We start from the raw sequence: 13,021 nt of genomic DNA, 5'->3' as shown, positions 1-13,021 counted from the left end.
TTATATGAATGACGTTTTTGTATACCCTTTGCAAAACTCTAAAGAATATAAAGAAATAATTAATTGCATAGATAACAATAAAGGCTCATTATTAATTAATGGCCTTTTACCAGTGCAAAAACCTCATATATCTTATTCTATTTTCAATGATCTATCAAGACAAATGGTCTTTATAGCAAGCAGTGATTTAGAAGCGAAGAAAGTATATGAGGATTTAAGTTTTTATATGAAAGATAAGGTATCATATCTTGGATTCCAGGATATATATTTTTATCATCTAGATGCAAAGGATAGATCTGAAGAAGCAAAAAAATTAAAAGTGCTTTTAAAATTAGCTAAAAAAGAAAAAATGATTTTGGTTACTTCTGTAGAAGCTATACTAAAGAAATACATACCTAAAGAGGTTTTATTAGAAAATATATATACCTATAAGATCGGTGATGTTGTAAATATAGAAAAATTAAGTGAAACATTGGTGAACCTAGGCTATGAGAGAGTTTCTAAAATTGAGGGATTTGGTCAATTTAGTATAAGAGGTGGAATTATAGATATATTCTCTTTAGAATATACAAATCCAATTCGTATGGAATTATTTGATGATGAGATAGATTCTATACGAACTTTTGACGTTTTCTCACAAAAATCTATAGACAAAGTAAAAAAATTCTCGATAACTCCTTCAAGAGAATTTATATACCCTGAAAATACGGCAGAAGCTGTAGAAAGGATTAAAAAAGACACTGGAAAACATACTAATGATGATGTATTCCAAAATATAGATAACATAGCAAATAAGACTTATTTTGAAGGTATAGAGAACTATATAGATTATATTTATACAGATGAAAATAAGAGTTTATTCACTTATCTTAAAGACGATGCTTTAGTTTTCATAAATGATATAACAAGACTTAAAGAAAGATGTGAAAACTATCTAAATGAATTTAAAGATAATTATAATTTAAATCTTGAGAGAGGTTTAGCTATAAAAAATCAAGGAAAACTGCTATATCATTATACTGATATAGATTTTTTAGTAGGCACTAAAAAACTTATAATAAATACATTATTGCCAAAACCAATAAATGATTTTTCAGTAAAGTCCATAATAAATTTTGAATGTAGGGAAGTACCTACTTTTAACGCCAAAATGGATGTTCTTGTAGAAGAATTAAATAGACTTAAATATAATGGATACAAGATAATATTAGCTACTAACACTTTAGATAGAGCAAAAAAACTTAATAAAGAGTTATTAGACTTAGGTCTAGAGACCACTGTGGTAAAGAAAAGAGATACGGAGATAAAATCTTCTCAAATAATAATTACACCTGCGCAAATCAGTAGCGGATTCCAATATAAGTCTATTAAGTTCGCAATAATTACAGATAATGAGATGATAGGTGTTCATAAGAGAGTATCTAAATCTAAGAATAAAAAAGCTAAAAAAGGGAAGAAAATAGAATCCTTCTTAGATTTAAATATAGGAGATTATGTAGTTCACGAAAATAGTGGGGTAGGTAGATATACAGGTATAGAACAAATTACTGTAAATGCTATCAAAAAGGACTATATGAAGGTTGTATACCAAGGTGGAGACAATCTATATGTACCAATAGATCAAATGGATAAGGTACAAAAATATATTGGTTCAGATGTAGAAAAAGTTAAATTAAATAAATTAGGTGCAAGTGAATGGTCTAAAGCTAAGGCTAAAGTTAAAAAAGAAATAGAAGATATGACCAAAGATCTTGTAGAGCTTTATGCTAAGCGTGAGAAGGTAAAAGGTTATAAGTTTTCAAAGGATACTCCTTGGCAAAATGAGTTTGAATCTTTATTCCCTCATCAAGAGACAGAAGATCAGCTAAAAGCTATAGAAGAAACTAAAAAAGATATGGAATCAGATAAGGTTATGGATAGACTTATTTGTGGAGATGTTGGTTATGGCAAGACAGAGGTAGCTATAAGGGCTATATTTAAGGCTTGTATGGATCAAAAGCAAGTTGCAGTATTAGTTCCTACAACAATCCTTGCTCAACAGCATTACAATACATTTAAAGAAAGATTTGAAAACTATCCAATAAGAGTTGAGGTACTTAGTAGATTTAAAACTCCAAAACAACAAAAACAAATAATAGAAGATGCTAGAAAAGGATTAGTAGATGTGCTTATAGGTACTCATAGAATAGTATCTAAAGATATAAGCTTACCTAGTTTAGGGCTTGTAGTAATAGATGAGGAGCAAAGATTTGGAGTAAGACATAAGGAATCTCTTAAGAAGATAAAATCTACTGTAGATGTTCTTACTTTATCTGCTACACCTATTCCAAGGACATTACACATGTCTTTAAGTGGAATAAGAGATATGAGTGTTATAGAAGAGCCTCCTCAAGAGAGACATCCTGTAATAACCTATGTAACAGAAGGTAAGGAAAGTATAATTCAGGATGAAATAGAAAGAGAATTAAGTAGGGGTGGACAAGTATTTTTTGTTCATAATAGGGTGGAGAACATTGAAGAAATGGCAAGTATGGTACAAAGACTTGTACCAGATGCTAGAGTAGCAGTAGCTCATGGTAGAATGACATCTAAAGACTTAGAAAATATTATATTAGGATTTTTAAATAAGGAATATAATGTGTTAGTTTGTACAACTATAATTGAAACAGGTATGGATATATCAAATGCTAATACAATGATAGTTTATAATGCAGATAAAATGGGTCTTGCTCAGCTTTATCAGTTAAGAGGTAGGGTTGGAAGAAGCTCAAGACAAGGTTATGCTTACTTAATGTATGAAAAGGATAAGGTACTAAGTGAAATAGCAGAGAAAAGGTTAAAAGCTATAAGGGAATTTACTGAGTTTGGTTCTGGGTTTAAAATAGCCATGAGAGACTTAGAGATAAGAGGAGCAGGAAATATACTAGGTTCTCAGCAACATGGTCATATGGCTGTTATAGGATATGATTTATACGTAAAGATGTTAAATGAAGCAATTAGAAAAGTTAAGGGAGAACCTGTCATAGAGGAAGTAGATGTAGAAATTGACTTAACTGTCAATGCATATATTCCAGATACTTATATATATGACGAATTAACTAAGATAGAAATGTACAAGAAAATTGCATCTATAGAAAATAAAGAAGATATGGCAGATGTACAAGAAGAATTAGAAGATAGATTCTCTGATATACCTAAACCTGTACAGACACTTCTTACTATTGCATATATAAAAACCCTATGTAAAAAATTAAAAATAGAAAAAGTTAGACAGTTAAAAGATGAAATAATATTAGTTCCTATAACAAAATATAAGACAAAGGAAAAAATAGGGTATAATATAGTTACAGAACTAGAAGAACTTCTAGAAAAAATGAGTAGTATAAAATAAACGAAAGGGTGTTTTTAATTTGAAAAAGATAACAATGTTATTCATCTCTGCTATAATGGCTATAACTATGACGGCTTGTAGCGGTGTTAATAAGGATGATACTGTGGCAACAGTAAATGGTACTAAAATAACTGTAGACCAATATGAAAAGACTTTGGCTTTATACAAGCAGTCTATTGAGGCTATGTATGGTAATACTATTTGGGAGCAAGAGGTAGAAAAAGGGGTAAAATACAAAGATAAATTTAAAGAAATAATACTACAACAAATGGTTGATACACAAGCTGTTTATGATGTAGCAAAGAAAGAAAATTTACTTCCATCTAAAGAGGATGTAGATAAAAGCTTTAAAGAATTAAAGACAAATATTGATGCAGATGAAAATTACAAAAAACAACTGGAATCAATAGGAGTAGATGATGCTTTTTTAAAGGATCAACAAGAGAAAGATTTAGCTTGGCAAAATTATAAAGCTAACTTTGATAAAATTACTAAAGTAACTGATAAAGAGATGCAAGAATACTACGATAAGAATAAATCTGAGTTTTATAAAGATGAAGTAGATGCTTCTCATATATTAATATCTACTGTAGATGAAAACAACAAAGCAATATCAGAAGATAAAAAGAAAGAAGCGAAGAAAAAAGCTGAAGATGTCCTTAAAAAGGTTAAAGATGGTGGAGACTTTGCAAGCTTAGCTAAAGAATACTCAGATGATAAGGGATCTGCTGAAAAAGGTGGAGAATTAGGATTTTTCGGCAAAGGAGATATGGTTCAGCCATTTGAAGAGGCAGCTTTTGCATTAGATAAAGGAAAAGTATCTGATTTAGTTGAGTCACAATTTGGTTATCACATAATAAAGGTAAATGATAAAGTAAATGAACAAAAACCTTTTGAAGAAGTTAAAGATACTATAAAGGGAACTATATTATACAATAAATATGCAGAAAATATTAAAGGCATATCAGAATCAGCTAAAGTTGAAGAAAACAAAAACATAGCAAAGAAAGTAAAATTATAGAAAAAAAGCTATATCCTAATTGGATATAGCTTTTTTTGCATATTTTTCTTAGCAATGGTAAAAATAAACTTAAAGTTAGCAATGGAGGGATAAATTACGTATGAGAGCTACAGGAATAGTTAGAAGAATAGATGACCTTGGAAGAGTGGTTGTTCCAAAAGAAATAAGAAAAACACTAAGAATCAGAGAAGGTGACCCTTTAGAAATATTCACAGCAAAAGATGGAGAAGTAATTTTAAAGAAATACTCTCCTATAGGTGAATTAACTGAATTCTCTCAAGAGTACGCAGAAACATTGGGAGAAACTACTGGATACGGCGTAGTAGTAACGGATTTAGACTCTGTAATATCTGTTTCAAAGTTACCAAAGAAAGAATACAAAGAAAAAAGTATTAGTGATGAGTTAGAGCATTTAATAGAAAATAGAGAAGTTAAATATGCTAAGGATAATAAAATATTACCTTTCCATAAAGATGACTCTATGGAATATAGTTCTCAAATCATAATGCCAATAGTTAGTACATCAGGAGACTGTATAGGTTCTATTTCGCTAGTTACTAAAGAAAGTGAGACACTTTCAGAGAATGATGAACGAATATTAAAAATAGCGGCTAACTTCCTAGGAAAACAAGTTCAATAGTTTTTTAAAAAAAAGACCCTAAATTTAGGGTCTTTTTAAGTTTTCTACTAATATATTGAATATACTATTAAATATATGATATATTAAAATTTGTTACACAAATAGTTTGGAGGTTGTGTTATGGATAATAACAGAAACAAAGACTCGTTTTTAAAGGGGGCCATTATACTTGGATCAGCAGGTATAATAGTTAAAATAATGGGTGCATTCTTTAGAATACCTCTAGGTAATTTAATAGGATCAACTGGTATGGGATATTATCAAGCTGCATATCCTGTGTACACTTTATTTTTAACACTGGCAACAGCTGGATTTCCAACTGCTCTTGCAAAATTAGTGTCTGAAAAAACCGCGATTGGAGACCATAGAGGAGCGCATAAAATATTTAAGGTAGCCTATACTGTCTTATTTATGACAGGGATCGTATCCTTTGCAATATTCTTCTTTGGAGCAGAATACATAGTAAAAAATATAATGAAAAATCCTGGTGCTTACTATTCAATGTTAGCTATAGCTCCAGCACTTATATTTGTACCGGTAATGTCTTCTTATAGAGGATATTTCCAAGGTAAAAGAGATATGAGTAAGATAGCTATATCTCAAATAGGTGAGCAATTCTTTAGAGTTATATTAGGTATAGGTCTTGCTTATGTATTAATGAATTTATATGGAGAAGAAATGGGAGCAGCAGGAGCTATAGCAGGAGCTACTGTAGGAGCCATAGCATCTATATTATATTTAATATTTGCATATTTGAGAGATGGAAAATCACGTAAAGCACAAATTAAAGCAAGTAAAAGATTTAGAGAAGAAAGTACCTCTAGAATATTGAAAAAAATACTAGTAGTTGCAATTCCTATAACAATAGGTGCATCAGTAATGCCACTAGTAAATATGATAGATAACGTAATAGTTATAAGCAGGCTTGAAGCAGGTGGATATTCCAATGTGGAGGCTGTAGCGCTATTTGGACAGCTAACAGGTATGGCTATGGCAATAATCAATTTACCGTCAGTAGTAACTGCTGCAATGGGTATGAGTTTAGTTCCATCGATATCAGAAGCTTATGCACTTGGAAATAAGGGTAGAGCAAGAAAAGATACTAGAAGCGCTATAAAGGTAACATTATTATTAGTATTACCATGTGCATTTGGTTTAGCATCGCTAGCATCTCCTATAATGAAACTTTTATATCCAAATGAATCTGGTTTAGGGACTATATTATTAGTACTTACGCCTTGTGTAGTATTTTTAGGATTAATGCAAACTATGAACGGTATACTTCAAGGTATGGGTAAACCAATGGTTCCTGTAGTAGCCTTGATAATTGGGATGCTATCAAAGATAGTAATAAGTTTTACATTGACTGTAAATCCGGATATAAACGTAATAGGTTCAGCAATAGGTACGGTATCTGCGTACTTCTTAGCTGCATTAATAGAGTTTACATACATAAAAAAATATATGAACATGAAGTTTGGAAAAAAAGAATTTGTTATAAAACCTTTAATAACAGTATTAACAATGTTTGTAATTGTTAAACTAAGCTATGGATTATTTAATGGTATGTTAGGCAACAGTTTAGCTACAATAGTATCTATAGGTATTGGTGGAATTGTTTATGGATTAGTACTTTTGGGAATAGGTGGAATAAGAAAAGAAGAACTTTTAACTATGCCAAAAGGAAATAAGATATACAATATCCTAAGAAAATTAAAACTTATGAGATAGAATAGAATATTTATACAAATAAAGGAAATAATTATCTTGTAGCAAATTTCCTTTATTTGTATGAAAAATAAAAAATGAATTATACTACGAGGAGTGACGATATGGGTAAAATAAGTATAATAGGACTTGGCCCAGGAGATTACTCTCTTATAAGTCAAGGTGCATTAGAAGCCTTGAAATCAAGTTCTAGAATTTATTTAAGAACAGAAAAGCATCCTACAGTGGACAAGCTTAAAGAAATTATAGAATACACTTCTTTTGATTATTTTTATGAAAAAGAAGATAATTTTGAAAATGTATATAATGAAATATCTAAGTTCATAATAGAGACATCTAAGGATGGAGATTTGGTATATGCAGTTCCTGGACATCCTAGAGTTGCAGAAAAGAGTGTAAGCATAATTGAGGCAATGGCCAATGAAAAGGGAATAGAAGTAGAAACAATAGCTTCTATGAGCTTTGTAGACGCTATGTTTAACTATTTAGCTATAGACCCGGCTAATGGATTTAAGCTGGTAGATGCATTTGAGATAGAAAATGCATACATAGATACAAATACAAGTATGATAATTACACAAATTTATGATCACTTTATAGCATCTAATATAAAGTTACAACTTATGGAATATTATGATTTTGATCAAGAAGTATGTATAGTAAATGGCGCAGGTGTAAAGAATCTAGAAAGTAAGACCTATGTTAAATTATTTGAGTTAGACAGAATAGAAAATGAATTTAACTATTTAACCAGTTTATATATACCAAAAAGTTACAAAAAGATGTATAATACATTACATGACCTAGAAAAAATAATGGATACTTTAAGAGGTCCAGATGGATGTGACTGGGATAAAAAACAAACTCATCAATCTTTGAAAAAATACGTAATAGAAGAGGCTTACGAGCTTTATGATGCTATAGATAATGAAGATATTGATGAAATGATAGAAGAACTAGGAGATGTGCTTTTACAAGTAGTTTTCCATGCCCAAGTAGGAAATAGTGAAGGTTTCTTTGATATGAAGGAAGTAATAAACACTATTTGTAAGAAACTTATTCATAGACACCCACATGTTTTTAATAATGTAGAGCTAGATATGAATGAATTTGGACGAACTTGGGAAGAGTTAAAAAAGGAAGAGAAAGGTGAAAGTACTACAACTGAAGGCTTAAAGAGGATTCCAAAAGCTCTACCAGCTTTAATAAAAGCTGAAAAAGTACAGCATAAAGCCGCTCTTGTTGGTTTTGATTGGGATGATATAAAGGATGTATTTAAAAAAATTGATGAAGAATATCAAGAATTACTTGACGAATGTGAAGTTGGAAATATAAAATACATAAAGGAAGAACTAGGAGATTTATTATTTTCTATAGTAAATTTATCTAGATTTTTAAAGATAGACCCAACAGAAGCGTTAAACGGCACTACTAATAAATTTATTAAAAGATTTGAATTTATAGAGCAAAGTGCTTTAAATCTAAATAAAGATTTAGAAGATATGACGCTTGAGGAAATGGATGAACTTTGGAATAAAGCCAAAAAAATATAAGTTTCTAGAAGGGATATTGTCAAAAATCTAGAATTTTTACCACAAGGTAGAATTAATTAGTATATAAACATTTTTAGGAGGTAAGTACCGTGAACAAAGCTGAATTAGTATCAAAAATGGCAGAAAAGAGTGAATTAACAAAGAAAGAAGCAGAAGCTGCATTAAACGCATTTATGCAATCTGTTCAAGAAGCATTAGTTGAAGGAGATAAAGTTCAATTAGTTGGATTTGGAACATTCGAAACAAGAGAAAGAGCTGCTAGACAAGGAAGAAACCCAAGAAACCCAGAAGAAGTTATAGATATACCAGCTTCTAAAGCTCCAGTATTCAAAGCTGGAAAAGGGTTAAAAGATATAATAAACGGATAATACATAGATAAAAGTGTGGGATATAATTGCCACACTTTTTCTATATAATAATATATATAAAGTAATTAGCTAGGAGGTAATGAGTATGAGATTAGATAAATTTTTAAAAGTATCTAGAATTATAAAAAGAAGAACAGTGGCTAAAGATGCTTGTGATAAAGGTATAGTTACAATAAATGGGAAAGTAGCAAAATCTTCTTCAGAAGTAATAGCAGGCGATTTATTAGAGATTCAATTTGGTGAGAAGAAGATGAAATTTAAGATAAGTGATATAAGAGAACACGTATTAAAAAATGATGCTAAAGAAATGTACGAGATAGTAGAATAAAATAGTCACAACCTCAGTATATTTATAGTAGTATAAATAGAAATATTACTGGGGGGATAATATGGAACATAGTATAAGCTTAAAGGAAAGATCGAATCTAGTTATTTCGGGGGTAGAACATATATATTCTTTCAACGATACAAAGGTTGAAGTTAGAACATCTGCTGGCGAGATGATAATAGAAGGCGAAAATTTAGACATGAGTAAACTAAGCTTAGATGAAAATGTAATTAGTGTAGATGGTACTATAAATTCAATAGTATATGCAAAAGCTAAAAAGCCACAAGAAAATTTCTTTAAGAAGGTATTTAAATAGATGCCTATACTTACTAGAGATCTAAGTGTGTTTATAGGGACTATTTATGGTGGGATTATTATAGGTTTGCTGTTTGATGTTCATAGAGCCTTAAAGTTAAACTTTAAGCTCGTGAAACATCTATCTATAGTATTTGATATGATGTTTTGGACCTTGGTTACATTTATAACCTTTATAACCGTAAATGCTATCGAAAACTTTGATTTAAGATATTACCATTTTGTGGCTTTATTTATAGGTTTTATCTTATATTATAACACCATAAGTAAGTTTATTTTGGCAGCAATTAATAAAGTAATTAGTTTAGTGACAAATTTATTGAAAAAAACACTATACTGCATGCTCAGTATTTTGAATAATTTGTATTACGTTATTATCTACTCACTGCACTTTATTTTTGATATCATATTCTATATACCTAATATGTTAACAGCAACTACGAGATTTATAAGAAGGAAATATAGAAAAGGATTAAAAATTAAGAAAAGGGTGTAGTTAAATGAATCTTATGAAAAAATTTTCTGGTCAGGCTGTAGTTATCTCTATGTTTTTAATGTTTTTAATATTAAGCATGGCATCTGGGTTTATCTTTCAATATGTAAAATTAAGAGAGTACAAAAATGAAATATCGAGTATTAATAATCAGATTAAAAAGACTGAAGAAGAAATTAAGCTATTAAAAAACACAGATGGAAATAAAGATCTAGAAAAGATTGCTAGAGAGCGACTTAACATGGTAAAGCCTAATGAAATTGTATACATAGATATGGGAAAAGAGGGTAACTAAGTTACTCTCTTTTTAAGCATATAATTTAAACGTATGAATAGGACAAAAGATTATAAACTGGAGGATGAATATGAAAATAGGCACTATAGACATAGGAACGAACTCTATGAGGCTATTAATAGCTGATTATATAGATAGCAAAATAGAAAATAGGAAAAAGTATGTAAACACCACTAGGATAGGTCAAGGCGTAGATGAAAATGGATATATTAGTGATGAGGCTATAAAAAGAAATATAGATGCACTAAAAGATTTTTCAGATATGTGTAGAGAAGAGGGATGTAGATCAATTTACTGTATGGGAACATCAGCACTTAGAGATAGTAAAAATGGTCAAGAATTTGTGAAGATAGCAAAGCAAGAGGCAGGTATAGATGTAGATATAATAAATGGTCAAGAAGAATCTAATTTAGGCTTTAGGGGTGTTTTAGAAGGTATAGATGGAAGTAAGGAGATATTAGTTATAGATATCGGTGGAGGATCTACAGAATTTATAATAGGAGATGTTAATGGTATTAATTTTTCTAAAAGTGAAAATGTAGGAGCGCTAAGAATGACAGAAAAGTTTTTGATGACAGATCCTATAGATGAATATGAATTTGAAAGCATGTCTAAATTTATAGAAGATGAGATCTCAGGTACTTTGGAAATAATAAAAGAGAGAGAAATAGATAAACTTGTAGGTATAGGAGGGACTATAACGTCGTTATCTGCAATAAATCAAGAGCTAGAGGAATATTCTATGGAAAAAATACACAATAGCCAAGTGAGTAAAAAAGAAATAGAAAATATTCTACAAAATTTAAAAAAGATGACATTAAATGATAAAAAGAACTTAAAAGGACTACAGCCAAAAAGAGCAGATATTATAACAGCTGGTGTAAAAATTTTAAACATAATAATGGAAAAGCTAGAAATAGAAAGTATATATGTAAGTGAATACGATAATTTGGAAGGCTTAATGTGTCATAAATCAAAAACTATGTCTTAATATTTTATGATTTAAAAAACCGAATATGACAAAAAAGAATTCTTCCCTTTGGTACAATCTCAGTATAAATACCAAAGAGGGGGAATTTTTTATGCAAAGAAGTGCGCCAACAATAAAAAATAAGAATTTTAGTACCAGCAATATTAAAATAGACAGATATATTGATTTTAATACGATAATGTTTGTACTAATGGGATTTTTATTAAGTAGATCAATATTAATAGGAGCTGTAGCTCCACTAGGAGTAGCGTTTTTTATATGCATAGCAAAAATTGATAAATATAGAATCCCTGTATTTTTGTCTGCATTAATGGGAATAATTTTATCATTCAATAACACAGTCTATATGATTAAATATGCCGTATGTTTAATGATATTTATGATTATAAGTAAAAAACTTAAGGAGATAAATTCCACATCACGGATGGCACTTATTGGTACAGCAATAGTTCTTCCTATATCTATTGGACAAGCTTTACTATCTAATAGAACAGTATATGATTTCTTTATGTGTGGAGTAGAGAGTATAATTGTATTTGTTGCAATATACACATTTTCTTTTGGCGTAAACTTAATAAATAACTCAAATAGTAGAATATCTATAAAAACAGAAGAAACTATATCTATATCTCTTCTGATGGTTTTTAGCATAATGGGAATAGGTAATATAGCTTTATTTGGTATATCAGTACGAGCTGTACTTTCTACTATGCTAATATTAGTTGCAGCAATAGTTGGTGGAGAAACTATGGGGGCAACTAGTGGAGTAATAGTCGGGATAGCTTTTTTAATAAATAATGTAGCATCATCTATTTATATGGGGATATATGCTTTTGCCGGATTAGTCGGTGGAGCATTTAATAAAATAAATAAATATGTTTGTATATTAGGATATATATTAAGCTGGGTAATAATTTATGCATATACTTCAGGGATTGATTCAAATATTATGGAGCTTAGAGATATATTACTAGCATCTTTAATAGTAATTCTATTACCAAATAAATTTTTTGAAAAAGTTGAAAAAATAATAAAAAGCAATGTAGCTTCAAATGAGGTAGTATACGATTATATAACAAGAACTAAAAATGTAACTAATAACAGATTAGTAAGTATATACAAAACTTATGATGAGTTAGCAAATACTTTTGATAGAATAAGAGAAAAAGACAAAATATTAGATCAAAGAGATATTGCAAGTGTTATAGATATGATACATAACGATGAATGCAAAGGTTGTGGTATGAAGAGAATGTGTTGGGAGTCTAGATTTCAACACACTTATTCAATGATATACAATATATTAGAAATACTTGAGGAAAAAGGGCAAGTAACTATTAATGATTTACCGGAAGACTTTAAAAAGGAGTGCTTAAGAGCTGAGCCGATAGTTAAAATATCGAATTATTACTATAAGATGTTTGTTTTGGACTATAATTGGAATGTAAAATTCTCAGAAAGTAGAAAACTAATAGCAGATCAAATAAGAAGTATATCTAAGTCAATAGAAGGTATGTCTAAGGATTTTGAAAATAGTGTGATTTTAGATTTAGAGAAAGAAAAAAATATTTATGATGAATTACAAAGACATAATATTGATGCTAACAAGGTAAACTACATGACTAGTGGCGAAGATGATTTTGAAATAACTATAGAAAATAGAGTTTGTAGTAGTGGAAGTATGTGTGATGAAGCTATACTAGATGTTGTTTCTAACTTTACAGGGGAAACATTATCTATGCAAAAAATGGGATGTAGTTGTTTAGGAGAAAAATGTAGCGTAAAATTCACGAAAGCTCAGAAGTATAAAGCAATAACCAACGTATCATCAATGTCTAGAGATGGTCATATACTATGTGGTGATAATTACACTTATATGGATATTAATGACGGAAAAT

The 13,021-nt window shown here is 29.8% G+C and carries 12 protein-coding genes; all 12 read left to right on the top strand.

Annotation, left to right across the window (positions count from 1 at the left end):
* The first annotated feature begins 4 nt into the window (after positions 1-4).
* A complete protein-coding gene (gene mfd, locus CHL78_RS12450; protein WP_116041493.1) occupies positions 5-3,391 on the top strand; it encodes a transcription-repair coupling factor in 3,387 nt (1,128 codons plus the stop codon).
* A gap of 19 nt (positions 3,392-3,410) precedes the next feature.
* Positions 3,411-4,412, top strand: coding sequence for a peptidylprolyl isomerase (locus CHL78_RS12445; protein WP_094368436.1), 1,002 nt, complete (start codon positions 3,411-3,413; stop codon positions 4,410-4,412).
* Positions 4,413-4,512: 100 nt separating this feature from the next.
* Entirely contained in the window at positions 4,513-5,052 is a 540-nt protein-coding gene (locus CHL78_RS12440) for a stage V sporulation T C-terminal domain-containing protein (protein ID WP_094368435.1), read from the top strand.
* Between the two features lie 120 nt (positions 5,053-5,172).
* Complete coding sequence (locus CHL78_RS12435; protein ID WP_094368434.1) at positions 5,173-6,783, top strand: putative polysaccharide biosynthesis protein; 1,611 nt, start codon at positions 5,173-5,175, stop codon at positions 6,781-6,783.
* Between the two features lie 101 nt (positions 6,784-6,884).
* Positions 6,885-8,333 carry a bifunctional methyltransferase/pyrophosphohydrolase YabN gene (yabN, locus tag CHL78_RS12430; protein ID WP_094368433.1) on the top strand — a complete coding sequence of 483 codons (1,449 nt, stop codon included), beginning with the start codon at positions 6,885-6,887 and terminating at the stop codon, positions 8,331-8,333.
* 89 nt (positions 8,334-8,422) lie between these two features.
* Positions 8,423-8,701, top strand: a complete 279-nt coding sequence (locus tag CHL78_RS12425) for an HU family DNA-binding protein (RefSeq protein WP_094368432.1) — start codon at positions 8,423-8,425, stop codon at positions 8,699-8,701.
* An 85-nt stretch (positions 8,702-8,786) separates the two neighbouring features.
* A complete protein-coding gene (locus CHL78_RS12420) occupies positions 8,787-9,029 on the top strand; it encodes an RNA-binding S4 domain-containing protein (RefSeq protein WP_094368431.1) in 243 nt (80 codons plus the stop codon).
* Between the two features lie 61 nt (positions 9,030-9,090).
* Complete coding sequence (locus CHL78_RS12415) at positions 9,091-9,345, top strand: YabP/YqfC family sporulation protein (protein ID WP_094368430.1); 255 nt, start codon at positions 9,091-9,093, stop codon at positions 9,343-9,345.
* The gene (gene yabQ, locus CHL78_RS21495) at positions 9,346-9,840 is read left to right on the top strand and encodes a spore cortex biosynthesis protein YabQ (protein ID WP_094368429.1); all 495 of its coding nucleotides are present in this window, start codon (positions 9,346-9,348) and stop codon (positions 9,838-9,840) included. It begins immediately after the preceding gene.
* 4 nt (positions 9,841-9,844) lie between these two features.
* A complete protein-coding gene (locus tag CHL78_RS12405; RefSeq protein ID WP_094368428.1) occupies positions 9,845-10,132 on the top strand; it encodes an FtsB family cell division protein in 288 nt (95 codons plus the stop codon).
* Positions 10,133-10,202: 70 nt separating this feature from the next.
* On the top strand, positions 10,203-11,123 hold the full coding sequence (locus CHL78_RS12400) for a Ppx/GppA phosphatase family protein (protein WP_094368427.1): 921 nt from the start codon (positions 10,203-10,205) through the stop codon (positions 11,121-11,123).
* Positions 11,124-11,214: 91 nt separating this feature from the next.
* The coding region (locus CHL78_RS12395; RefSeq protein ID WP_116041490.1) for a stage II sporulation protein E at positions 11,215-13,021 on the top strand (1,807 nt) is incomplete at its 3' end.

Origin of the sequence: Romboutsia weinsteinii (assembly GCF_002250835.2) — a bacterium.
GTDB classification, from domain to species: Bacteria; Bacillota; Clostridia; order Peptostreptococcales; family Peptostreptococcaceae; genus Romboutsia_A; species Romboutsia_A weinsteinii.
This window is presented reverse-complemented; position numbering and strand designations above follow the sequence as displayed.

Excerpts from the sequence above, each read along its gene's own strand:
- mfd (WP_116041493.1), top strand. The coding sequence starts at position 5 with ATGAATGACGTTTTTGTATACCCTTTGCAAAACTCTAAAGAATATAAA.
- CHL78_RS12440 (WP_094368435.1), top strand. The coding sequence starts at position 4,513 with ATGAGAGCTACAGGAATAGTTAGAAGAATAGATGACCTTGGAAGAGTG.
- CHL78_RS12435 (WP_094368434.1), top strand. The coding sequence starts at position 5,173 with ATGGATAATAACAGAAACAAAGACTCGTTTTTAAAGGGGGCCATTATA.
- yabN (WP_094368433.1), top strand. The coding sequence starts at position 6,885 with ATGGGTAAAATAAGTATAATAGGACTTGGCCCAGGAGATTACTCTCTT.
- CHL78_RS12420 (WP_094368431.1), top strand. The coding sequence starts at position 8,787 with ATGAGATTAGATAAATTTTTAAAAGTATCTAGAATTATAAAAAGAAGA.
- CHL78_RS12415 (WP_094368430.1), top strand. The coding sequence starts at position 9,091 with ATGGAACATAGTATAAGCTTAAAGGAAAGATCGAATCTAGTTATTTCG.
- yabQ (WP_094368429.1), top strand. The coding sequence starts at position 9,346 with ATGCCTATACTTACTAGAGATCTAAGTGTGTTTATAGGGACTATTTAT.
- CHL78_RS12405 (WP_094368428.1), top strand. The coding sequence starts at position 9,845 with ATGAATCTTATGAAAAAATTTTCTGGTCAGGCTGTAGTTATCTCTATG.
- CHL78_RS12400 (WP_094368427.1), top strand. The coding sequence starts at position 10,203 with ATGAAAATAGGCACTATAGACATAGGAACGAACTCTATGAGGCTATTA.